Raw genomic sequence first — 24,274 nt, 5'->3', positions numbered from 1 at the left:
ACTTGTCTGACTAGGCCGGAAATGACCGCATCTAACTATACTCGGGAATTGATTGCATGGTAGTTCGAGGGCTTGTGCGACTGGCGCTAGTGCTCTATTTTGCGCTGATGCTAGGCCTTGTCGGGCTACGTTACTTGCTCGTGCCGCAACTGGACAATCTGCGTCCCTATCTGGTGCAGAAAATCAGTGAGCAAACCGGCCTGCAAGTCCAGATCCAAGAATTAAAAGGCGACTGGCAGGGCTGGAATCCCCATCTTTCCGTGACAAACCTGTCGCTGGCAGAACCTGGGCAGGAGCCCATGTTGCAGCTGCCCAAACTGCAAGCCGATATCAGCTGGAAGTCCTTGTTCAGCGGCTCGCTGCAATTGCGCCAGCTGGATGTGCAAGGTTTGACGATCCCGGTGCGGCGCGACCCCCAGGGTCAGATTCTGGTGATGGGTCAGGTGCTGGATCTGAATGATGAGAGTGCCCCGTCCGAACCCGAAGCCTGGCAAGGACCGGTTCGCTGGTTGCTGGAGCAGCGCGGCATTCGCATTCAAGGTACGTCCTTGCAATGGCAGGATGATCTGCGTGGCGCGCCTGTCTTGAGTCTGCCTTCGATTGAATTGCAGATCGGCTACAGGCAGGGCTGGCACGAGGTCAGTCTGGCTACCGCCTTGCCCGCCAATTTGGGCGAGTCCCTGGCTTTGGCCTTGCGTGTGCAGGGCAAGCGTCGTCTGCCCGAGAATGTGGATGTGATGGACCTGCCCTGGGAACTGACGGTTCAGGCTAAAGGGGTGGATGCTCCTGCGCTGCGCCCGTGGCTGGATGTGCCTGTGGCCCTGGACAAGGGCTGGGTCGATGTGCGCGCTCAAGCCACTCAGCCTAAAGCGGCCCAGACCGTACAGATGCAGATGGCCGCCCAGTTGCGTGATGTGGCGGTGCTCACCGATAGCGATGATCGCCTGCAACTGCAGCAAGCCAATCTGGAACTGGCGGGGGGGCTGAATGATATGCAGGCGCTGGCCCAAGGCAAGCAAAGTGGCGATGTGCAGTGGGCCTTGTCGATGAACAGTTTTGGTCTGCGTGTGCCGGATTTGTTTGCTCAGTATTTGGCTGTGGATCAGCTCAATGCTCAAGGCACCGTCCACCGGGATGAGCAGGCCAGACTGAGCGTCAGCAAAATGAATCTGGCTTTGCGTAATCCTGATCTGGATGCACAGTTGACAGGTAGCTGGCGCGAGGATGCCACGTTCGAGGCCGGTGTGGCTGACTGGCAGGGGCAGTTCAAACACCTGAATCTGGCGGCTTTGGTGAATTACCTGCCATTGACGGTCAATCCTCTGGCGCGTGAATGGATGCAAGCCGGACTGGTGCAGGGGGCGGTACGAGACGGGACAATCCGTCTGCAAGGCGGCCTGGATACCTTCCCGTATGGCTTGAGTCCGGAGGATGGCAGCTTTGAAGTGGCGGGGGCTTTGGATCAGGGAATTGTGGATTATCAGCCCGCCCGTCCCAAGCGGTTGGCCTGGCCGCGTCTGGAAGGCGTGCAGGGCAGCATACGCATGCATAACGACAATCTGGATATTGTGGCTCAGCAGGCGCGCATGCCGATTGCCAAGCAGCAGGATATCGTGCTGCGCGATATTCAGACCCACATTACCTCCTTGGAGCAAAACAGCTTTCTGAAGCTGGAAGGTCTGTCCCAGGCACCGGCGACCAGTTATCTGGCCCTGGTGCATCAATCCCCTTTGAATGCCTTGCTGGATGGCTTGCTGGCCGACAGCCGTGTCAAAGGGGATTGGACCGTACCGATCAAGTTGCAGATTCCTTTGGATAATGCTGATGATGCCCAGGTACAGGGCCAAATCCAGATGAACAATGGCGAGTTTCAGTACATGCCTGAAGCCCCTTCGTTTACAGCGTTGAAGGGCGAGCTGGCCTTTAGTGAAAAAGGCGTCAGTGCCCAAACCTTGACGGGCAAGATGCTGGGGGGTGATACCCAGATCAGTGGTGTGCTGGAGCCCGGCAAACCCGGTTTACGCCTGAATGGTGTGCTGACGGCCAAAGGCCTGGAGCAATACCTGGAGTTGAAGGGCTTGCAGCGTTTGCAGGGGCAGACACCTTATAGCGTGTTGATGAAGCTGGACGCCAAGGGCGCTTTTTCTTTTGGGGCCGAGTCGAACCTGACAGGTTTGGCACTGAATTTGCCTGAACCTTTCCACAAGCCTGCCGAGCGTGCGGCCAAACTGAAGGCGGATTGGAGTAGCGATTCCGTCGCCAAGATGGGCCGTCTGCAAATCAGCCTGGAGGACAGACAGAGCTTTTTGCTGAACCTGCTGCATGCTCAAGGTTCCCGTGATGGCAGCTACTTTCAAAGTGGCAGCATGGGAACACCGGGATTGGTGAATTGGCCCCAACGCGGTTTTGAATTACATAGTCGCTATGACCGTATGGACCTGGATGCCTGGGAAAGGGTGGTGGGGGAGTTTGGCCAGAATCTGGATGGCAGTCCCTTACCTCCTTCGGCCCGCCCCTTGCTGCCTTTGCTGGAGCGGGTGCGTCTGAAAGCGGATCAGGCGTTTTTCCGAGGGCAACTGCTGGATCAGCTGGAAATGGAAAGCACGGAAGATGCCGCTGGCAGACTGTTTCTAAGCATGAAGGCCAAGCAGGCCGAAGGGCGTTTGCAGGCGCAGCATCAAGGTGGCCGCTACACCGGCATGTTCAATGCCAACTTCTCCCATCTGTACATTGACAGTGGCAGGCCTGATTGGGCTTGGCCCGACGCCGACTTGCCCATGAATGACGACCTGCGTTTGCCCGCGATCTCGTTCAAGGTGGATGATTTGCAGATTCAGGGTGTTCGCTTTGGCAAGCTGGAAGCCAAGGGCAAGCCCGCTGGAAAGGGACAAAAATGGACGTTGGAAAACATTTCTCTGAATGCCCAGGGTATGCAGCTGAATGGTTACGGCTCTTTGGCATTGAGTGGGCCGCAGCGTGGCCTGGAGTTGGTGGCAAACAGCCAGGTAAGCAATTTGGGACAGTTTGTGGATGTCAGTGGCTTGCTGACCGAGTCCATCAAGGATGGTGACGGCACGGTACAGGCGGCCTTGTTCTGGAGCGACTTCCCCTGGTCTTTTGACAAGCGCAACATCCGTGGCCAGTTCAATGTGGATTTGCGCAAAGGGCGCTTTATCAGCCTGAAGTCGCGTTCGGCCAAATTGCTGGAACTGCTTAGCTTGCAGTCCATCTCGCGCTTGAGCCGTCTGGATCTGGATTTGTTTGGGGCGGTGAAACAAGGCTTTGCGTTCGATAGCCTGACCGGGCGCATGAATCTGTCGCAGGGCAAGCTGGAGCTGGATAATTATCAGATCAAGGGGCCGGCAGGGGCGATCAGCCTGAAAGGCTGGATTGATATCCGGGATGAGACGCTGGATTTGATTGCGGTGGTAGACCCGAATCTGGATATGAGCGGTGCGGCGATTGCAGCGTACTTTACTGTCAACCCGATGGTGGGAGTTGGGGCCTTGCTGACACAGTGGCTGATGCAGATTCCGATGAGCAGTCACCTGTCTGTCACGTATGCGGTAACAGGCAAGATGGATGATCCCCAGCTCAAAGAGTTGGAAGTCCCTGCGGTTGGTAGCGCGAAACAAGAGAAACAGCGTCGGATCGAGCCTTGATGGCAAGCGCCTCACCCAAACGATTCGCGTCGCTTGTCGTCAGGGTTGCAGCCAGGCTTTTCCGTGTTTTACCCCTTATGCAAAGGATGGGCCGATGAGCGCACAGAGACTGAAACAACTGGCAGCGACCTTGCTCGTGGCGAGCCTGCCGTTCCATGCGCTTGGAGCGCAAACGCATCCTGTGGCTCAGGCCGCACAAGCGGTCGAACAATCCTTGCAGGCCCGTGTCGGACTGGCTGTACTGGATACGACAGATGGGCAGTTGTGGCAATACCGTGCCGATGAACGCTTCCCTATGGCCAGTACCAGCAAGGCCTTGATCTGCGCGGCGTTGTTGGCCCGAGGGCCGGGTGCCATGAAGACCGCCTGGCTGGTCAAGGAAGAGGCTATTCAATCTTACGCCCCGACGACAGAAAACCTGATAGGACAATATGTGGCAGCGTCGCAATTGTGTGCGATCACGATGCGCAACAGCGACAATACTGCGGCCAATGGGGTTCTGGAGATGCTGGGCGGGCCTGAAGCGATCACGTCCTTTCTACGCAGCGTGGGTGACACGGTGACGCGTCTGGATCGCAACGAGCCCAGCTTGAATGAAGCTACGCCTGGTGATCCACGGGATACAACAACCCCGCAAGCCATGGTGCATACCTTGCAGAGTCTGGTTTTGGGCGATGCGCTTAAAGCCCCAGATCGTGATCGCTTGATTGACTGGCTGCGCCATAACGAAGTGGGTGGGCCTTTGCTGCGGGCTGGCGTCCCGGAAAGCTGGACGGTGGCAGACCGAACCGGGGCAGCGGCTTACGGCACACGCGGTGTCGTGGCGGTGATGTGGCCCCCTGGACGTGCGCCGCTGGTGGTTGCCGTCTACATCACGGAAACCAAGGCTTCCATGGAAGAGCGCAATGCGGCCATCGCCACGATTGGCAAGGCCATTGCAACGGCTGTGGATCAGAAAGCACAGCCCTGATCACCGGGCAGACACCGGCAGCGGCACGATCCCTAGCCGGTCTGACGCTCCAGCATTTCATCCAGTGTCGCGTAATAGCTCATGGACGCATGGCGCAGATTCGTGCGTACATGCTCGCGTGCCTGTTCTGGGTCCTTGTCCAGAAAAGATTGCAGGATGGCTCGGGTGGCCTGCATGGAAAGCTCCCGATAGCGCGTGTCGCGCAAGGTAGCCAGACGCACCGCTTCCACGTGGTCACTCAGACGAAAAATCATGGTGCTCAAGTGCGGGTTGGGGCATAGCGAAATCCAGCTTTCCCGAAACGCATCGTTGGCAATCATGTACTGCATGGGGTCGGCGGCGGCATGGGCTTTTTCTGAGGCATTGGCAGCCTTGTTCATCAAGGCCAACCCTTCCAGATTGGCCTGCAAGCAGGCGGCGGCGGCTGCTTCGGGTTCCAGCAACATGCGTATTTCAAAAATCTGCGCAATATCGGCCGGAGTAAAGCGCCGCAGCATGAAGCCGCGCGAGGTGCCCTCCAGCAATCCTTCGTTGGTCAGTTGCAGCAAGGCTTCGCGCACAGGCATGCGCGAGACTTGCAGTTCAGCAGCAATTTCATGGTCGACCAGACGGTCGTCATAGCTGATGTCGCCACTGCGCATGCGGCTGCGCAGGTGTTTGTAGACCTGCTGGCGTATGTTCAGTTTGGGGGCGGCAGGCTGGTTTTTATTCATTGGTTTTGGGCAAGACGGTGAACAGGCAGTCGGCATGAAATCCCTGTGCGCAGCAGTGTGTTTCCTGCACCTGGACGTGCTGATCGTAGATCAGTTGGCCGACGGCTGTAAGCATACCAACGATAGGGCGGCACAGGGGCCGATCATGGGGGCCAAACCCCCATGCAAAGGGACTGTTTTTCACGCGGACCTGCAAGGATCCCGTGGCCTCTGTTTGAATATCCCAGCTCCCCCAGCCCAGTTGTGCCGAGATGTCGGCAATGCTGTGCAGCAAGGCCTGCGGGTCGTGATTGATGGCTTCCCAATACGCCTTGGCTGACAAACCACCTTGTTCCATTACGGCCTGCCCCAATGCATCTAGCGCCTGTGTTCGGGCGGGTTCATCTAGCCGGCGAAACAGCCCCATCAACACGTCGACACGCATCATCAAGTAGCGCCGATCGTCGTCCAAAATCTGGCCCTGTGCCGTATCCCAGCTTAATCTGTCTCTGAATTCTGTCATTTTAAAGTAAAAGTATATTATTTTGTTTTTAGATAATAGATTGATATTAAAGCAAATAAATTATAGGGAAAACCATTATCTATTTAATTTAAGAATAAACTATATACTTTTTCGCAAGGCGGACTAACGCTGGAATGAAGTGCATAACAAAAGGGGACAAATGGTGAAAGCGTTGCGAAAAAGCGTAATGGGGCTGGCCTTGGGGGCAGCCTTGATGATGGGCTGGGGGACGGTCAGCCAGGCAGCCGGGAGCGAGTTGAAAATTGCTTTCCCGGTCGATATCCCGTCCTGGGATCCGACCTCGGTTACCTTTCCGGCGGGCCAGTCGATTTACAAGGCCGTGTTTGATTCACCCCTGTTTGTGGGTGACGATTTGAAGGTGGCACCGCGTCTGATCGAGTCCTGGGAATGGGCGGACGAGCAAGGTCAGGCCCTGAAGGTGAAGCTGCGCGACAAGGTGAAATTCCATGACGGCAGCGACATGACGGCTGAAGACTTGAAGTTCACCTTTGATCGTGCGATCAACAAGAAAACCCTGGCCCTGAACGGTATGCTGCCCACCCTGAAGTCGGTGGAAGTCACCGGCCCGCTGGAAGCCATTATCCATTTCAGCTCGCCCACGCCAACGGCCCCCAAAGGCCTGGCCTTCTTGTCGGCCTATATCCTGCCCAAAGCCTATTTCGAGAAGGTGGGGGAAGAGGAGTTCCTGAAGCGTCCAATTGGCGCAGGCCCCTACAAGCTGAGCGATTATCAGCGTGGTTCCCGTATCACCCTGGAAGCCTTTGAGGACTACTGGCAAGGTGCGCCAGACCTGAAGCAGGTCGTGTTTGAAATCGTGCCGGATTCCTCGGCGCGTGTTGCTGCGGTTGAGTCCGGTCGGGCAGATGTCTCGGTACAGATTCCGGTGCGCGAAATTACCCGCCTGGAAAAGAATCCCAAGCTGGAAGCCAAGGTCTACCCCTATAGCGAGATCTACATTCTGCAAATGCCCAGCTATGTAGACAGCTTCAAGGATGTGCATGTGCGTCGCGCCATGAATATGGCGATCGACAAAGCAGGCTTGTCCCGTGCCTTCTACAAAAATGTCGCCCAGCCCTTGTCGGTTCTGGCCACCAAAGGCTCGCCTGGTGATGTACCGGATCTGAATATTCCCTTCGACAAGAAAGCAGCGGTAGAGGAACTGGCCAAAGCGGGTTACAGCACGGAAAAACCGCTGACCATTACCTTGTACTCCACCAATAACACCTTCCCTTCGGACTATGACGTGGCCCGTGCGGTGGCGCAGATGTGGAGCCAGATCGGTGTGCAGACCACGGTTGAAGAAATTACTGTGGCCAAGTATCTGGAGCTGAGTCATTCGTCCAAATTGACGGGTGTGATGCTGTACAGCTGGGCTAATGCAACTGGCGATCCGGAGATTTTCACGGGCCGCATTCTGGACCCGCGCCTGCGTTTTTCCACCTGGAAAGAAGAGCGTCTGGCGGGCACGCTGGATGAGCTGAACCGTCAGATGGACGAGGACAAGCGAGTAGCTGGCTATCAGGCGCTGAATCGTGAAGCGGCGGAACAGGCCTGGAGCCTGCCGGTGCTGCAGTCCATCTCCACCATTGCCTATAAAAAGGGCTTGAAGCTCAACACCTATCAGACGGGCTACATCCTGCCGCAGGAATATTCCTGGCAGTAAGCCTTTCATGTGCCCCGCAGCCTCGCGCTGCGGGGTGATCTACCGGGTTTGACCCGGCATATTTTCTCCTGCGGTTCTCTTCATGAAAAACGTTTGCTTCCTGATGGCGCGCAAGCTCGTCTTCGTGCTGGTGACGGCGTTCCTGCTGTCCATGATCGTGTTCTTCATGCTGCGCGTCATTCCCGCTGACTCTCTGGGCATGATGCTGCCTCCTTCGGCCACGGAAGCCGATGCACAGGCACTGCGTGTTGAGCTGGGCATGGATGGTTCGGCCTTGCATCAGTACCAGGTTTGGTTGAGCGGTGTGTTTCGCGGCAATCTGGGCAACTCCATCTTCTTTCATCAGCCAGTGACAGGTTTGCTGGCGCAAGCTTTGCCACCCACGCTGGAGTTGGCCTGTATCAGCTTGCTGATGGCTTTGCTGATCTCCATTCCCGGCGGCCTTGTTCTGTACTTGCTGGACAAGAAAAAGATCGAATTTGTGGCCGACTTTGTGCTGGTGCTGCTTCTGTCGGTGCCGTCCTTTTTGTGGGGCATTATTTTGATCGTGGTGTTCGGTGTGCTGTTTCCGGTCTTGCCCTTTATGGGGCGGATGGAAGGGACACCCGTTGTGGATGGCGGCACGGGCTTTTTGCTGTTTGATCTGCTGGTACGTGGCCAATGGCAAGCCTGGTGGGATGCCTTCTCGCATCTGCTTCTGCCTGCTCTGGCCTTGGCGCTGGCATTCAGCCCCATCGTGATTCGCGTCCTGCGTTCCAGCCTGATCGAAACGGCGACCAGCCAATACGTGAACGTCGCCCGTCTGCGCGGTGTGCCTGAGTGGCGAGTGCTCTTGGTGCACATGCTCAAGAATGCCGCTTTGCCTACCTTGACCTTGATCGGCGTGCAATTTGGCTTTTTGTTTGGTGGCACCTTGCTGATTGAAGTCATTTTCTCCTTTCCCGGTATCGGCAATTTGATGGTGCAAGCGATCAAGAACCACGACCTTCCCCTGATTCAGGGCGTGGCTCTGGTGTTCTGTTTGATGGTGCTGGCCGTCAACTTCTGTGTCGATGGCTTGTACAGCGTTATGAATCCACGTTTGAGGTCCGCATGAGCGCGCATCCACATTCTTTCTGGCAAGCGCGGCTGCGGCCTGTGCTGGCCCATCCCAAAGTGCTGCTTGGCGGCACTCTGGTCTTGATCTTTGCCCTGGTGGCCTTGTTTGCTCCCTTGCTGGCGCCCAATGATCCCAATGCACAGGATTTGCTGGCAACACTTTTGCCACCCGCCTGGCAGGACGGCGGTCTGGCGCAGTATCCCTTGGGAACCGATGGCCTGGGGCGATGTATTTTGTCGCGTCTGATTTATGGCAGCCGTGTGGCCTTTCAGGTGGCGGTGACCGCTGCCGCCGGCACCATGGTGCTGGGTACGGTGCTGGCGATCTTGGCGGGCTATATCGGTGGCTGGTTCGACCGTGGAGTTAGCTCCCTGGTGGTGTTGTGGATGGCATTCCCGCCCGTGGTGTTTTCCATGATGTTGATGGTGGGCTTGGGCACGGGCCTGTTCAACGTGATTCTGGCTGTGGTGCTGGTGGACTGGACTCGTTTTTATCGCGTGGTTCGGGCGGAAGTGTTGGTGGCGCGTCAGCGTGATTATGTGTATGCCGCGCATTTGTTGGGCTTTTCTCATCTGCGCATCATGTTGCGTGAAGTATTGCCTAGCGTGGCGCCACTGATCGTCACCTTGTTCAGCCTGCAAATGGGCGTGGCCATTGTGGTTGAAGCCATCCTCAGTTTCGTGGGCCTTTCTGTTCCGTCGGATGTGGTGGCCTGGGGCGTGATGCTGGCCGATGGCCGTGACCAGATTTACCAGGCGGGCTGGGGCCTGATGGCGCCGGTAATTGGCATTGTGTTTGCAGTGCTGGGTTTCAATTTGCTGAGTGATGGTTTGCGCACCACGCTGGATCCTCGGCTCAAGCAACGAGGAGCGCACTGATGAGCGTGCCGGTTATTGAATTCAAGCAAGTCAGTGTCTCGGTGCCGGTACAAGGGCAATCGGTCGAGCTGCTGCGCAAGGTCTCGTTTGCAGTGCAAGCAGGTCGTACCTTGGGGCTGGTCGGGGAGTCTGGCGCGGGCAAGAGCATGATAGGGCGGGTAATCTCGGGCATGTTGCCCAGTAATCTGCGTCTGTCCTCGGGGCAGGTCTGCTTTCAGGGTTCGGTGGTGACGGGTGCGCAAATGCGCCGCCTGTTGGGTCGCAAAGTGGCTTTTGTGCCGCAGGAGCCTTTGTCCTCGCTAAATCCGGTGCTGACCATACGCCAGCAGATGTTCGAGCATTTGGCTCGACTGGGCATTCCCCGCGCATCGCGCGAGCAATATTGCCTGGAGCGTCTGCATGAGGTGGGGCTGCCCGATCCGCCGTCCATGTTGGGGCGCTATGCCCATGAGCTTTCGGGTGGGCAGTGTCAGCGCATTTTGATTGCCATGGCTTTTTCCGGTGATCCGGAATTGATTGTGGCCGACGAGCCCACCACAGCGCTGGACGTGATTACCCAAGCGCAAATCATCCGGATTCTGCGCGATGTACAGCAGCGGCATCAAACCGCCGTGATTCTGATCACCCACGATCTGCGCATGGCTGCCCATGTCTGTGACGAGGTGGCCGTGCTGTATGCCGGGGATGTGGTTGAACAAGGTCCCGCTGCAGATGTTTTGGATACACCTTTGCATCCTTACTCCTGGGCCTTGAAGAATGCGACGCCAGCACTGAATGGCCCTTTGTATGCCTTGCCGTCGCTGGCCGACATCATGCCGGGCTTGAAAGGCATGCGGGATCTGCCGGGCTGTCGTTTTGCCCGTCGTTGTCCTACGCGTAATGCGGTCTGTGAACAGCGCGCGCCAGAGTTGGAAGCGGTGAAACCCGGTCATTGGGTAAGTTGTGCCGGTCCCTGTATGACGCGCGATACGGCTGCTCAAACCCAGCTGCATGTCTTGCCGCAAGGGCCGTCTGACGAGTCCGCGCCGCTGGTGGAGTTCCAGAATGTGGAGCGCAGCTACCGAGTCACACGCAACGGCCGCCGCAGCCTGATGTATGCCTTGCGGCCCCTGTCCTTGAGCGTGCGTCCCGGCGAGATGGTTGGCGTGGTGGGGGAAAGCGGTAGTGGCAAAAGCACTGTCGCCCGTTTGATGGTGGGCTTGTTGCAACCTAGTGGTGGGCAAGTGCTGGTGCAAGGTCAGTCCCGCGAGCAGTTTGCCAAAGGGCAAGGCGAGTCCTTGTCTCAAACGATTCAGATGGTGTTTCAGGACCCTGACTCGGCCTTGAACCCACGTCGTAGCGTGCAGCAGCTGGTGACGCAGGTGCTGGAGTTGCAGCCGGGTATGACGCCCGAGCAGCGTCGTCAGAAAGCCGATGAATTGATGGCGCAGGTGGGCATTGCCCAGGATGCCGGTTTGCGCTTTCCCTCGGAGCTGTCCGGCGGGCAAAAGCAACGCGTGAACATTGCCCGCGCCTTATGTGTGCAGCCGCGTCTGCTGGTGGCGGACGAGATTGTGTCCGGTCTGGATGTGTCGGTGCAGGCGCTGATTTTGAATCTCTTGCTGCGACTGAATAAGGAGTTGGGGGTTGCGGTGGTGTTCATCTCGCACGACTTGTCCGTGATTCGCTATTTGTGCACACGAGTGCTGGTGATGAAAAACGGTGAAGTCGTGGAGCAAGGAAATACCGCCGAGGTGTTTGCCGACCCGCAGCATCCCTATACCCGTCTTTTGCTGGGCAGTGTGCCGCCGGATGATTCCAGCCAGATCTGGCCTGCGCCTTTGGACTGTCCATCCCAAATCGTGAGTGAGGCTGCACCCGCCTTAGTACCCGCTATGGCGGTCTGAATCCCGTTTTACTCGTATTTACAGGAAGCACTATGAGTTATGCCAATAACGAGGCCGCCTTGTCGGGCCTGACCCAGGACCATCAGGTCCATCGGGATGCCTATCTGGACGAGGATGTCTTTCAACTGGAAATGGAACGGCTGTTCAGCCGTGCCTGGCTCTATGTGGGCCATGAAAGTCAGGTGCCCAAAACGGGCGATTATGTCTCGGTGACCTTGGCACAAAGCCCCGTCATCATGCTGCGCCATAGCGATGGCTCGGTGCGGGTGGTGATGAACCGTTGCGCTCACAAGGGGGCCAGACTGGTCAGCGAACCCAGCGGCAATGTGGGCAAGATGCTGCGTTGTCCGTACCACGCCTGGACCTACAAGCTGGATGGCTCGCTGCTGGCGGTGCCGCTGAAAAATGCCTATGAAAACACGGAATTTTCGCAATGTCCGGCTGCGGGCGGCCTGTCCACACCGGGGGCGGTAGAAAGCTATCGGGGCTTTGTGTTTGCCCGCCTCAGCAAGGAAGGCTTCAGCCTGCAAGAGTATTTCGGGGATGTGCTGCAGGCCCTGGACAATATGGCGGATCGCTCTCCGGAAGGGGAGTTGCAGGTGGCAGGCGGTTCGATTCGTACCGTCATCAACTGCAACTGGAAGATGTACATGGAGAACATCAACGACACCGTGCATCCCATCTCCACGCATGAGTCGGCCTCCAGCTCGGCAGCCAAAGTGGGTGAAGTGTTCAAGGAAGAAGACCCTACCGCACTGGAGCAATTGCTGCCCTTCGGTTCGGGCTACGACTTCTATTCACGTATGGGTGTGGAAACGTACCCGAACGGGCACAGCATTCTGGGCACCAAGTTCAGCATTCATACCGACTACTCCGGGATTCCGGGCTACGAAGCCATGATGAATGAAGCCTGGGGCGAGGAAAAAGCGGCTCGGGTGCTGGGTTTCAATCCACAAAATGTGGTGTTTTACCCCAGCATGGCAGCCAAGGGTTCGCCGCAGATTATTCGTGTATTGCGACCTTTAGCGGTTGATCGCACTTTGCTGGAAGTATGGGTGTTTCAGCCCAAAGGAGCGCCGCGTGAAATGCTGGATCGCGGCCTGACGTACAGCCGTCTGGTGTATTCCCCCATGAGCGTCGTCGCCCATGATGATGTGCACTTGTTCGAGAGCCAGCAAGCCAGCCTGAAAGCCCAAGGCAATCCGTGGGTGAATCTGCTGCGTCAATACGATGCGCAAGAAGGCGAGCAGGGCAAGGGCAGCTTTGACGACGCGAATAATGAATGGGTCATACGCAACCAATACCGTGCCTGGAAGCAAGGCATGAAGCAGCAGGAGCAGGAATGATGGGGATGGGGCAAGAGCAGGGCCAGCGTAGCGGTCGAGGAGAGCATGCATGGCAAGATGGTCAGCAACAGCAATATCAACATAAGGCGCAGCAGCCATTGAATCCGCAGCAAAACCAGCGTCTGGGCCAAATGGAGAGTCTGAAACAAAGCCTGCAAGACTTTGTATGGCAAGAGAACGCCCTGCTGGACGAGGGGCGTTTTGACGAATGGTACGAGCTGTTCGCACAGGATGGGCTGTACTGGATTCCTGGTGAGTCCGGCCAGGAAAGCCCGGAAGGGCGCATGTGTATTGCCTTGGAAAACCGTATGTTGATGCGCTTGCGTATCGACCGCCTGTCGCACCATCGTGCCTTTTCCTTGCAACCCGGTGTACGTGGTCTGCGTGTGATTCAACATCCACGTGTTCAGTCCGAACATCCTGATGAAGATGGCTGCTATACCGTGCGCATCAATCTGATTTATTCGGAGTATCAGAAGCAAAAAACCGAGGTTCTGCCCGCTACTGCCTCTTACCGTTTGCGCGCCGTCGATCAGGCTTGGGAGATCGTGGAAAAGCGGGTGGACTTGCTGAGCGTGGATGGCTATTTGCCCACTATTCAGCTCTTCATTTAGGCCCTATATGCACTTGAATGACCCATCACCAGGCTATCGCAGCCTGCCGTGTGAAGGCATGGACGACAGCATGGCTTATCGCCTGCTGACGTCCCTGATCGTACCGCGCCCCATTGCCTGGGTATGTACCTTGGAGGAGTCGGGCAGTGTGAATCTGGCACCGTTCAGCTCCTTTAACTATGTGGCGCATAGCCCGCCGATGCTGGCGATCAATATCAACCGCAATGAGGATGGCAGCTTGAAGGATACGGCCCGTAATTTGCAGGCCAATAAAGAGTGTGTGGTGCAGTTATGTCGTCAGTCTGATCTGGCTGCGGTACATGCCAGTGCTGCTGCTTTGCCGCCCGGCCAGAGTGAGGTACAGGAGTTGGGCATGCACCTCGTGCCCAGTCAGCATGTGCGTGTACCTCGTCTGGATGGCGCTGCCGTGCAGATGGAGTGCAGGCTGGATCAGGTGGTGGATTTGGGACGGGGAGTTAACCAGCTGCATATTCTGGAAGTGCTGGCCTTCCATGTGGATTCATCCTTGATGGACGAAAAAGGGAGAGTGGATCTGGAGGCGTATCGGCCTTTGGCTCGGTGGGCTGGACCGTATTATGCACAGCGGGGAGATATTCTTCTTCCTTGATGTCATTGCCTGTTGATTGGTTTTCGTCCTGGCTGTGTTTGTAGATCAGTGAGTTTTGGCTAAGGGCCTGCTTTTTTGCTCTACACAGATGACTGAAACATAGACAGCTTTCAAGGGCAGATAACATCAAGCCTGCAATAGACACTTTCGGTTGGGCCAGAAACAAAAAAAACCGCCTTGTGGGCGGTTTTTTTGACTACTGAGCAAGGCGCAAAACTTAATAAACGCCTTGATGACGCATGGCATTGGCGACTTTGACAAAGCCGGCAATATTGGCGCCGTTAACGTAGTTGATGAAGTTGCTTTCTTGACCATAGTTCACACAATTTTCGTGGATGTCACGCATGATGGAGTGCAGCTTTGCGTCAACTTGTTCGCGTGTCCAGCTCAAGCGCTGGGCGTTTTGGCTCATTTCCAGACCGGATACGGCAACACCGCCCGCATTGCTGGCTTTGCCTGGGGCATACAGGATCTTGGCGTGGATAAAGGCATCGACTGCATCCAGCGTGCTGGGCATATTGGCACCTTCGGCGACGCAACGTACACCGTTCTTGATCAGGATTTCAGCATCCTTGCCGTCCAGTTCGTTCTGGGTGGCGCAAGGCAGGGCGACATCCACGGGGATATGCCAAGGACGTTTGCCTTGTTCGTACAGCAGGTGATGTTGCTGGGCGTAATCGACCAGACTGCCACGCTGTACATTTTTAACGTGCATCAGGGAAGCCAGTTTTTCACGCGTAAAGCCATCCATGTCCACCACGCAACCTTGCGAGTCGGAAACGGTAACGACTTTGGCACCCAGATCCAGGCATTTTTCAATGGCGTACTGAGCCACATTGCCCGAGCCGGAAACGGACACTGTCATGCCGTCCAAGGACAGCCCTTTACGTGCCAACATTTCCTGTACGAAATATACGGTGCCATAACCGGTGGCCTCAGGACGAATCAAACTGCCGCCAAAGCACAAATCCTTGCCGGTGAACACACTGGCTGCGCTGTTGGAGAGTTTTTTCATCATGCCGGCCATAAAGCCCACTTCACGCGCGCCCACGCCGATATCACCAGCAGGAACGTCGGTATCTGGGCCCAGGTGACGGTACAGCTCAACGATCAGGGCCTGGCAAAAGCGCATCACTTCGCCATCCGACTTGCCTTTGGGATCAAAGTCCGAGCCGCCTTTGCCGCCGCCCATGGGCAGAGTGGTCAAGGCATTCTTGAAGGTCTGTTCAAACGCCAGAAACTTCAAAATGGACAGATTCACCGAGGGGTGAAAGCGCATGCCGCCCTTGAAAGGACCGATGGCATTGCTGTGCTGAATACGGAAGCCGCGATTGACCTGAACCTGGCCGCGATCATCTACCCAGGAAATACGAAACTGGATAGCACGTTCGGGTTCGACCAGACGCTCGAGCAGACCATGATCGGCGTACTGGGGGTTTTTCTCGATGAAGGGCCACAAGCTGGTCATGACTTCCCGAACGGCCTGCATGAATTCAGGCTGGTTGGGGTCGCGGGACTGCACTCTGGCTAGGAACTGTTCTAGAGAGATAGATTTCATTGCAAGCGAACTCTGTTTGCAATACTGAGAACTCGAGTCGAACTCAGCAGATTGAAAGAATGGATGCACGGGAATGCACCCGATCATACGCCCATCGCAAGCAAGCCTCTCGTATAGAGAGGCTTGCGCAGGATGTTCGATTTACTTCTTCATCATGTCGAAGAATTCGGAGTTGGTCTTTGTGGCCCGGATTTTGTCCAGGATAAACTCCATGGCTTCAATTTCATCCATCCCATGGATGAACTTGCGCAGAACCCAGACCTTTTGTAGAAGGTCGGGCTTGATCAGCAACTCTTCACGACGTGTGCCTGATTTGTTCAGGTTGATGGCTGGGTAAATACGTTTCTCGGCCAGACGGCGCTCCAGATGGATTTCGGAGTTGCCGGTACCTTTAAATTCTTCATAGATGACTTCGTCCATGCGGCTGCCGGTTTCGATCAGGGCAGTACCGATGATGGTCAAGGAGCCACCTTCTTCCAGATTACGGGCAGCGCCAAAAAAGCGTTTGGGGCGCTGCAGGGCGTTGGCGTCCACACCACCGGTCAAAACCTTGCCCGAAGCAGGGACCACAGTGTTGTAGGCGCGAGCCAGACGGGTAATGGAATCCAGCAGGATCACCACGTCTTTTTTCAATTCAACCAGGCGTTTGGCCTTTTCAATGACCATCTCGGCCACTTGCACGTGACGTGTGGCGGGTTCGTCAAAGGTGGAGGCCACTACTTCGCCGCGCACCGTGCGCTGCATCTCGGTTACTTCCTCGGGGCGCTCGTCCACCAGCAGGACGATCATGATGGCCTCGGGGTAATTGGTCGTGATGGCGTGAGCCATGTGCTGCATCATCACGGTTTTACCGGATTTGGGGCTGGCCACGATCAGGGCGCGCTGGCCTTTACCGATAGGCGAGAAGATATCCAGGATACGGCCTGTGATGTTCTCTTCGCTTTTGATGTCGCGCTCCAGGCGCATGGGCTGGTCCGGGTGCAGCGGCGTCAGGTTCTCAAACATGATGCGATGTTTGATGGCCTCAGGCTGCATGCCGTTAACCTTGTCAACTTTTACCAGGGCAAAGTAGCGCTCGCCGTCTTTAGGGGTGCGCACTTCACCTTCAATGGAGTCACCCGTGTGCAGATTGAAACGACGTATCTGCGAAGGGGAGATGTAGATATCGTCTGTGCTGGCCAGGTAAGAGGTTTCTGGCGAACGCAGAAAGCCAAAACCATCAGGCAGGACTTCAAGCACCCCGTCGCCGAAAATCTGCTCGCCCTTTTTGGCGTGCTTTTTCATGATGGCGAACATCAGCTCTTGCTTGCGCAAGCGGTTCGCGTTGTCGATTTCCAGAGTGGCAGCCATTTCTAGCAGCTGCGAGACGTGCAGAGCTTTTAATTCGTTCAGGTGCATGGGAGTGGGGAAGGGCTTTCAGCAGCAGACCGCAGGCCAGCGAAGGGCCTGCGTGCGGTTAATCAGAGATTACAGGGAGCTGTCGAGAAACGCGCTAAGTTGGGACTTGGAAAGTGCACCGACTTTAGTTTCGGCCACTTTGCCGTCTTTAAACAGCATGAGCGTTGGAATACCGCGAACACCATATTGAGCTGGGGTGTCGGGATTTTCATCGACGTTGAGCTTAGCGATGATAACACGACCTTGGTACAGTTCGGCTGCCTCATCAAGCAAAGGGGCAATCATTTTACAAGGACCGCACCAGGCAGCCCAGTAATCGACCAGAACGGGGAGGTCGGCGTTAAGGACGTCAGACTCAAAGGAGGCGTCCGTGATGTGTTTAATGGAGTCGCTCATGGCTAGATACAAAAAAAGTGAGAATAACGAAAAACTATACGTGTGGCGTGACCTGAGCACAATGTATTCTACGGCCAATTGCGACGGTCTTGTTGCCAATTTTTGACAGGATACCATTGCGTCTGGTTGATAATGTGCATTCGCTGCGCAACGCGCGCCAATAAAGCGTTTCCCCACTGGCGCCTAACCACTCGTAAAATAGCGTTTTTCTGTACGATCTACCGGGAATCAAGTTGTCTACTACACGTTACGACGAATCTTCTATACGGGTGCTCAAAGGGCTGGAACCGGTCCGTCAGCGCCCGGCCATGTATACCCGCACGGATAATCCCCTGCATATTGTGCAGGAGGTCATCGATAACGCGGCCGACGAAGCCCTGGCTGGTTTTGCCCGCACACTGACTGTCACCTTGCTGGAGGACGGCGGCATACAGGTTGAGGATGACGGGCGCGGTATTCCTGTTGGCTTGCACCCTGAAGAAAATGCGCCGGTGGTTGAACTGGTGTTCACGCGACTGCATGCCGGGGGCAAGTTTGACAAGCTCAATGGTGGTGCCTACGCCTTTTCTGGTGGTTTGCACGGGGTGGGTGTGTCGGTGACCAACGCCTTGTCGCGCCGTCTGGAAGTGCTGGTCTGGCGCGATGGCCAGGCCAACGAGATTGTGTTTGCCGACGGCGAGCTGGAGCAGCCCCTGACCCAAACGGGCACGGTGGCCAAGCGCAAGACGGGTACCCGTGTGCGGGTCTGGCCCGATGCCAAATATTTTGACTCCGCCCAGATTCCCCTGGCCCAACTGACTCATATCCTGCATAGCAAGGCCGTCCTGCTGGAAGGCGTGACGGTGGAACTGGTGCAGCAAAAAACCGGTCAGCGCCAGCAGTGGCGCTATGAGGACGGTTTGCGCGGCTACCTGCAAGAGGAAATGGAAGGGGTGGAGCTGCTGGTTCCCCTGTTTGAGGGCCGCCAGTACGCCCCGCAAGATGACGATAATTTCTCCGCCGGCGAAGGTGCGCATTGGGTGGTGGCCTGGGCGCTGGACTCCAATATTGTGCGTGAGTCCTATGTCAATCTGATCCCAACCCCAGCGGGGGGAACACACGAATCGGGCTTGCGCGATGGCTTGTATCAAGCCGTGCGCAGTTTTGCCGAACTGCATAGCCTGATTCCCAAAGGCGTCAAGCTGCAGGCCGAGGACGTCTTTGCCCGTGCCAGCTTTGTGCTCTCGGCCAAAGTGCTGGACCCGCAGTTTCAAGGGCAGATCAAGGAAAAGCTCAATAGCCGTGACGCCGTGCGTCTGGTCAGTGGCTATGTGCGCAATGCGCTGGAACTGCATCTGCATGCCAATGTGGATCAGGGTCGCAAATTGGCTGAAGTGGCGGTGCGTCAGGCTCAGGCCCGTACCCGTTCGGCGCAGAAAGTGGAGAAACGCAAGAGCTCGGGCGTGGCCGTGTTGCCCGGCAAGCTGACGGATTGCGAGTCGCACGATCTGGAAAGTTCGGAACTGTTTCTGGTCGAGGGTGACTCGGCTGGCGGTTCGGCCAAGATGGGCCGTGACAAGGAATTTCAGGCTATCTTGCCCCTGCGCGGCAAGGTTCTGAATGCTTGGGAGGTCGATAAGGACCGCTTGTTCGCTAACCAGGAAATTCACGATATTTCCGTGGCGATCGGCGTGGACCCGCACGACGCCCAGTCCGAGCCGGATCTGTCCGGTTTGCGTTATGGCCGTATCTGTATCCTGTCTGATGCGGACGTGGACGGCTCGCACATTCAGGTGCTGTTGTTGACGCTGTTCTTCCGTCACTTCCCCAAACTGATCGAGGCGGGCCACGTGTATGTGGCGCGTCCCCCCTTGTTCCGCGTAGACGTGCCTGCCGCCGGCAAACGCCCAGCCCGCAAGATCTACTGTCTGGATCAGGGCGAGCTGGACGCGATACTGGAAAAGCTGCGCAACGAAGGTATACGTAACGAGTCCTGGAGCATCAGCCGCTTTAAAGGTCTGGGTGAAATGAGTGCGGAGCAGTTGTGGGATACCACCATGAATCCGGACACCCGCCGTTTGCTGCCTGTGCATTGGGGCGAGGATGGCCTGAGCGATACACAAGCCATGTTCACCATGCTGATGGGCAAGGGTGAGGCTTCTGCCCGCCGAGCCTGGTTGGAAGAAAAAGGCAATTTGGCCGATCTGGACGTCTGAGCCCGACTTAAGAGTTATTTATGGATAGCAATCAATTGGATTTTGAACCGGCGGGATCGGACGATAGCATCACGCTGGCGACTTACGCGGAACAGGCTTATCTGGATTACGCCGTTTCAGTGGTACGTGGACGTGCCTTGCCCGATCTGACCGATGGCCAGAAACCGGTGCAGCGCCGCATTTTGTACGCGATGGATGCCATGGGTCTGGGCCCGACGGCCAAGCCCGTGAAGTCGGCCCGAGTGGTGGGGGATGTGCTGGGTAAATATCACCCGCACGGTGACCAGGCCGCCTATGATGCCATGGTGCGTATGGCGCAGGATTTTGTGCTGCGTTATCCGCTGGTAGACGGGCAGGGCAACTTTGGCTCGCGCGACGGCGACAATGCCGCCGCCATGCGTTACACGGAAGCACGTTTGACACCGTTCTCGCGTCTGCTGCTGGACGAGCTGGACGAAGGCACGGTGGACTTCATCCCCAACTACGATGGCAGCCAGAAAGAGCCAGTGGCCCTGCCTGCACGCTTGCCCATCATGCTGCTTAACGGCGCCTCGGGGATTGCCGTCGGGATGGCGACCGAGATTCCTTCCCACAACCTGCGTGAAGTTGCCCAAGCCTGCGTCAGCCTGTTGCGCAACCCGAATTTGAGCGATCAGGACATACACGAGATCGTTCCCGGCCCGGATTTTGCGGGTGGTGGTCAGATTATTTCCGCCGCAGACGATATTGCGGCGGTGTACGCCCAAGGCCGTGGTTCCATCAAGGCTCGTGCCCGTTGGGTATTCGAGGAAATGGCCCGTGGCCAATGGCAATTGGTCGTCACAGAATTGCCGCCCGGCAGCTCCTCCCAGCAGATTCTGGAAGAGATTGAAGAGCGTACCAACCCCAAGGTCAAGGCTGGCAAGAAATCGCTGAGCACCGAGCAACAGCAAACCAAGGCCTTGATGCTGAACATGCTCGATGCCGTGCGTGATGAGTCTGGCAAGCAGGCGGCGGTGCGTCTGGTGTTTGAACCCAAGTCTCGCGCTATTGATCGGGACGAGTTCGTGACCACCTTGCTGGCGCAAACCAGCCTGGAGCGCAACGTCTCCATCAATCTAGTGTGTATTGATACGGATGGCCGTCCCGGTCAGCGTTCCTTGCGCCAGGTTTTACTAAATTGGCTGGAGTTTCGTCGCCATACGATGGAGCGTCGTACTCGCTACCGTCTGGACAAGGTCACCGACCGTATCCATGTGCTGCAAGGGCGCATGGTGGTGTACCTGAATGTGGACGAGGTTATTCAGACTATTCGTGAATCCGACGAGCCGCGTGCCGCCCTGATGGAGCGCTTTGATCTGAGCGAGCGTCAGGCCGACGATATTCTGGAAATGCGCTTGCGTCAGTTGGCGCGTCTGGAAGGCTTCAAGATCGAGAAAGAGCTGAAAGAGCGTCTGGACGAGCAGGAGTCTTTGCAAAAGCTGCTGGACGATCCCAAAGCCTTGAAGCGTCTGATGATTCGTGAGATTGAAGCAGACGTTAAAACCTATGGTGATGACCGTCGTACCCTGATTGAAGCGGCCGAGCGCGCTGTGCTGGAAACCAAGGTGGTTGACGAGCCGGTTACCGTGATTGTGTCGCGCAAAGGCTGGCTGCGTTCACGCCAGGGCCATGGCCATGACGCCTCGCAATTCAGCTTCAAGACCGGCGATGGCTTGCGCGATGCGCTGGAGTGTCGCAGTACCACGGATCTGGTGGCGATCGGCACTGATGGCCGGGTCTATACTGTTCCGGTCTCCAGCTTGCCTTCAGCGCGTGGCGACGGACAGCCCATTACCTCCATGATTGAAGTCAGCCCCAGTGCGCCTATTGAGCACATTCTGGGGGCGCCTTTGGACCAGAACTACTTGCTGGCTGCCTGCGACGGTTACGGTTTTGTGGCTTCTCAGGGCGACATGAATACACGGCAGAAAGCGGGCAAGCAGTTTGTCACCGTCGAGGATGGCAAAAAGCTGCTCAAGCCCTTGGCCTTGCGCCCGGATGATCAGTACGTGGGTCTGCTCAGCGAGCAGGGACGTTTCCTGGTGGTGGACATCAAGGAGCTGAAAGTGCTGTCCAAAGGGGGGCGTGGCACGGTGCTGATCAAACTGAACGAGGGCGATACGCTCAGTCAATGGGTTGCCTTTGGTGAGGCGGGTCTGGCCGTCAGCGGAGTGAACCGCAAGCGTCCGTCCACCATCGTGATGGATCTGGACATGCTGGCCAATTATCTGGGCAAGCGGGCAGGCAAGGGCAAGGCCCTGTCGCTTAAATTGAACGACCCTGTGCTGCATCGGCCTGAAGAGTCCTGAATTTGTATAGCCGCCGGAGGCTGGCCCTCCGCCTGATAGATTTCTTTTTTGAGTGTTGGATATGAGTTTCAAAGTCACGGTTCAGCCCAGCGGGCACAGTTTTGACGTACAGCCCGGACAGTCTGTGCTGGATGGCGCGCTCAATGCCGGTATTGTCTTGCCCTACAGCTGCCGCAATGGCACCTGTTCGTCTTGCCGTGGCAAGGTCATTGAAGGCGAATACGATGCAGGCCGTGCGCCCGAGCAATTGCTGAGCGAAGAGGATCGCGCTGCAGGTTACACCCTGTTCTGTCAGGCCAAGCCCAGCAGCGACATGCTGATCGAATCGCACGAAATTCGCATGGCTACTGATATCCAGATTCGTAAAATGCCGTCGCGCGTGGTGGGTCTGGAAAAAGTACGTGATGATGTGATGGTGGTGCGTTTGCAAATGCCATCGTCCGAGCCATTCCGTTACTACCCGGGTCAGTACCTGGAATTCATCCTGAAAGACGGCAGCCGTCGTAGTTATTCCATGGCGACACCGCCACGGGAAGACAATCAGGTGGAATTGCATATCCGTCACATGCCCGGTGGCGTGTTTACCGACCACGTCTTTGGTGCCGGTGCTACCGCCATGAAAGAGCGCGAGATTCTGCGCGTGGAAGCACCTTTGGGTTCTTTCTTCCTGCGTGAAGATAGCGCGGCTCCTATGGTTTTCCTGGCTAGCGGCACAGGTTTTGCTCCGATCAAGGCCTTGATCGAGCGCCTGATTCAAACCGGCAGCCAGCGCGAAGTGGCTTTGTATTGGGGCGGGCGTCGACCCAAGGATCTGTACCAGTCCGAACTGGCCGAGAAATGGGCCAGCGAACTGCCTAACTTGCGTTTCATTCCGGTGATTTCCGACGCTCAGCCTGAAGATGGCTGGACAGGTCGTACCGGCTTTGTGCATCAGGCCGTATTGGCTGATTTGCCTGATCTGTCGGCCTGGCAGGTGTACGCCTGTGGCGCGCCGGGCATGGTTGAAGCGGCCCGCAAGGATTTTGTGGAGCAAGCTCAACTGAATCCGGACAATTATTTTGCAGATGCCTTTACGTCGCTGGCAGACGTCAAGTAAGCGTCTTGATCAATAGCTCAACAAGCGGACAGTACACATGAAAGTAGCAGTTCTGGGCAGCGGCATTATCGGGGTATCAACTGCCTGGTGGCTCAGCCAGCAAGGTTGTGAGGTGGTGGTCGTGGATCGGGGAACCGGTCCCGCGCAGGAAACCTCGCGTGCCAATGGCGGGCAAATCTCGGTCTCGTATGCCGAGCCCTGGGCCAACCCGAAAATGCCGCTCAAACTGCTGAAATGGTTGTTGCAGGACGATGCTCCCTTGTTGTTCCGTCCGCGTCTGGACCTGCGCCAGTGGCGCTGGTGCCTGTCTTTCTTGCGAGAGTGCCTGCCGGGGCGGGTTACGCCCAATGTGCGCGCGCTGGTGGCCATGGCGGAATACAGCCGCAGCACGCTCAAGCAATTGCGTCCCAGCCTGGATTTTGATTATCGCCATCAGGAAAAAGGCATCATTACGTTTTACCGGGATGCCCAAAGCCTGGACGACTCCCAGCAAATGGCCGACGTCATGCGAGATATGGGAGTGGACCGCCGCATCATGAGCGTGGACGAACTGGTGCAGCTGGAACCCGCCCTGGCATCGGCGCGCGGCCAGATCGTGGGTGGCGACTACACCAAAGATGATGAGTCGGGCGATGCCAATCAATTCACCTGCGGTTTGGCGGCCATGGCCAGGCGAGCCGGAGTGGAATTTCGCTTTTCTACCCAAATCACCCGTTTGCTGACGGCCAAGGGCCGAGTGGTGGGGGTCGAGGTCATAGGCGCGGATGGTGCGTACGACTCCATACAGGCAGACGCCTTCGTGGTGGCCATGGGTAGTTTCAGCCCTACCGTCCTGCAGCCGCTGGGAATTTCCTGCCCCGTTTATCCGGCCAAAGGCTATTCGGCCACCTTCCCGGTGCTGGTCCCCGAGGGCGCGCCTACTGTCAGCCTGACAGATAAAGATCACAAACTGGTTTTTTCCCGCCTGGGCGATAGCCTGCGGGTTGCTGGAACGGCCGAATTGTCGGGCTATACGCGTAGCTTGAACCCCGCCCGCTGTCAGGCTTTGTTAACGCATGTGGCTGATCTGTTCCCAAGCGCATTGGATTTTGATAATGTTCATTTCTGGTCAGGACTGCGTCCTGCCACAGCATCAAATGTCCCACTGATAGGCCGATCCTCCATTCCCAACCTGTACCTGAATACCGGGCATGGCACCTTGGGGTGGACCATGGGCATAGGTTCTGGCCGAGCCTTGGCGGACCTGGTCATGGGGCACAAACCCGAACCTGAATTTCCTTTTTTATCTTGAAGGATGTATGAAAAATCTACGCGGATTA

18 protein-coding genes are annotated in these 24,274 nt (G+C 56.7%); 13 read left to right on the top strand and 5 right to left on the bottom strand.

Annotated elements, in window-relative coordinates; translation table 11 throughout:
* The first annotated feature begins 74 nt into the window (after positions 1–74).
* Both M2Q46_RS05750 and bla read left to right on the top strand, forming a co-directional pair.
* Positions 75–3,662 carry a YhdP family protein gene (locus tag M2Q46_RS05750; protein ID WP_238441770.1) on the top strand — a complete coding sequence of 1,196 codons (3,588 nt, stop codon included), beginning with the start codon at positions 75–77 and terminating at the stop codon, positions 3,660–3,662.
* Between the two features lie 94 nt (positions 3,663–3,756).
* On the top strand, positions 3,757–4,632 hold the full coding sequence (gene bla / locus M2Q46_RS05745; protein ID WP_203145674.1) for a class A beta-lactamase: 876 nt from the start codon (positions 3,757–3,759) through the stop codon (positions 4,630–4,632).
* Between the two features lie 32 nt (positions 4,633–4,664).
* Here bla and M2Q46_RS05740 read toward each other — a convergent pair whose 3' ends face one another.
* The gene (locus tag M2Q46_RS05740) at positions 4,665–5,345 is read right to left on the bottom strand and encodes a GntR family transcriptional regulator (RefSeq protein WP_088450324.1); all 681 of its coding nucleotides are present in this window, start codon (positions 5,343–5,345) and stop codon (positions 4,665–4,667) included.
* Positions 5,338–5,847 carry a V4R domain-containing protein gene (locus M2Q46_RS05735; protein WP_060185262.1) on the bottom strand — a complete coding sequence of 170 codons (510 nt, stop codon included), beginning with the start codon at positions 5,845–5,847 and terminating at the stop codon, positions 5,338–5,340. Before M2Q46_RS05735 ends, M2Q46_RS05740 begins: the two co-directional genes overlap by 8 nt.
* Positions 5,848–6,010: 163 nt before the next feature.
* Here M2Q46_RS05735 and M2Q46_RS05730 point away from each other — a divergent pair, with 163 nt between their 5' ends.
* The 7 genes from M2Q46_RS05730 (at position 6,011) to M2Q46_RS05700 (ending at position 13,982) form a co-directional block, all read left to right on the top strand.
* Positions 6,011–7,531: an ABC transporter substrate-binding protein gene (locus tag M2Q46_RS05730; protein ID WP_226348409.1), complete on the top strand. Its 1,521-nt coding sequence runs from the start codon at positions 6,011–6,013 to the stop codon at positions 7,529–7,531.
* Positions 7,532–7,613: 82 nt separating this feature from the next.
* The gene (locus M2Q46_RS05725) at positions 7,614–8,627 is read left to right on the top strand and encodes an ABC transporter permease (protein ID WP_302356896.1); all 1,014 of its coding nucleotides are present in this window, start codon (positions 7,614–7,616) and stop codon (positions 8,625–8,627) included.
* On the top strand, positions 8,624–9,508 hold the full coding sequence (locus M2Q46_RS05720) for an ABC transporter permease (RefSeq protein WP_035272226.1): 885 nt from the start codon (positions 8,624–8,626) through the stop codon (positions 9,506–9,508). Before M2Q46_RS05725 ends, M2Q46_RS05720 begins: the two co-directional genes overlap by 4 nt.
* Positions 9,508–11,394 carry an ABC transporter ATP-binding protein gene (locus tag M2Q46_RS05715; protein ID WP_302356895.1) on the top strand — a complete coding sequence of 629 codons (1,887 nt, stop codon included), beginning with the start codon at positions 9,508–9,510 and terminating at the stop codon, positions 11,392–11,394. The genes M2Q46_RS05720 and M2Q46_RS05715 overlap by 1 nt, the downstream gene beginning before the upstream one ends.
* A 32-nt stretch (positions 11,395–11,426) precedes the next feature.
* The gene (locus M2Q46_RS05710) at positions 11,427–12,740 is read left to right on the top strand and encodes an aromatic ring-hydroxylating dioxygenase subunit alpha (protein WP_063690659.1); all 1,314 of its coding nucleotides are present in this window, start codon (positions 11,427–11,429) and stop codon (positions 12,738–12,740) included.
* On the top strand, positions 12,737–13,354 hold the full coding sequence (locus M2Q46_RS05705) for an aromatic-ring-hydroxylating dioxygenase subunit beta (RefSeq protein WP_302356893.1): 618 nt from the start codon (positions 12,737–12,739) through the stop codon (positions 13,352–13,354). Before M2Q46_RS05710 ends, M2Q46_RS05705 begins: the two co-directional genes overlap by 4 nt.
* A gap of 7 nt (positions 13,355–13,361) precedes the next feature.
* Positions 13,362–13,982: a flavin reductase family protein gene (locus tag M2Q46_RS05700; RefSeq protein ID WP_302356892.1), complete on the top strand. Its 621-nt coding sequence runs from the start codon at positions 13,362–13,364 to the stop codon at positions 13,980–13,982.
* 217 nt (positions 13,983–14,199) lie between these two features.
* Here the strand turns inward: M2Q46_RS05700 and gdhA are convergent, their stop codons facing one another.
* From gdhA to trxA, 3 genes are all read right to left on the bottom strand, one after another.
* Entirely contained in the window at positions 14,200–15,540 is a 1,341-nt protein-coding gene (gdhA, locus tag M2Q46_RS05695) for an NADP-specific glutamate dehydrogenase (protein WP_009455932.1), read from the bottom strand.
* A 141-nt stretch (positions 15,541–15,681) separates the two neighbouring features.
* Positions 15,682–16,938, bottom strand: a complete 1,257-nt coding sequence (rho, locus tag M2Q46_RS05690) for a transcription termination factor Rho (protein ID WP_009455931.1) — start codon at positions 16,936–16,938, stop codon at positions 15,682–15,684.
* Between the two features lie 69 nt (positions 16,939–17,007).
* Entirely contained in the window at positions 17,008–17,334 is a 327-nt protein-coding gene (gene trxA / locus M2Q46_RS05685; protein WP_009455930.1) for a thioredoxin TrxA, read from the bottom strand.
* Between the two features lie 233 nt (positions 17,335–17,567).
* Here trxA and M2Q46_RS05680 point away from each other — a divergent pair, with 233 nt between their 5' ends.
* The 4 genes from M2Q46_RS05680 to M2Q46_RS05665 all read left to right on the top strand — a co-directional run bounded on the left by M2Q46_RS05680 (position 17,568) and on the right by M2Q46_RS05665 (position 24,246).
* Complete coding sequence (locus M2Q46_RS05680; protein WP_031231877.1) at positions 17,568–19,529, top strand: DNA topoisomerase IV subunit B; 1,962 nt, start codon at positions 17,568–17,570, stop codon at positions 19,527–19,529.
* Between the two features lie 20 nt (positions 19,530–19,549).
* Entirely contained in the window at positions 19,550–21,859 is a 2,310-nt protein-coding gene (parC, locus tag M2Q46_RS05675; RefSeq protein WP_137430220.1) for a DNA topoisomerase IV subunit A, read from the top strand.
* A 61-nt stretch (positions 21,860–21,920) separates the two neighbouring features.
* Positions 21,921–22,955, top strand: a complete 1,035-nt coding sequence (locus M2Q46_RS05670; protein WP_009455928.1) for a CDP-6-deoxy-delta-3,4-glucoseen reductase — start codon at positions 21,921–21,923, stop codon at positions 22,953–22,955.
* A gap of 37 nt (positions 22,956–22,992) precedes the next feature.
* Positions 22,993–24,246: a D-amino acid dehydrogenase gene (locus tag M2Q46_RS05665; RefSeq protein WP_226348393.1), complete on the top strand. Its 1,254-nt coding sequence runs from the start codon at positions 22,993–22,995 to the stop codon at positions 24,244–24,246.
* Positions 24,247–24,274: the final 28 nt, after the last annotated feature.

The organism is Alcaligenes sp. YSL9 (assembly GCF_030515105.1).
GTDB lineage: Bacteria > Pseudomonadota > Gammaproteobacteria > Burkholderiales > Burkholderiaceae_B > Alcaligenes > Alcaligenes phenolicus.
The sequence above is the reverse complement of the archived record's forward strand: the minus strand, read 5'-3'. Positions and strand labels throughout refer to the sequence as shown.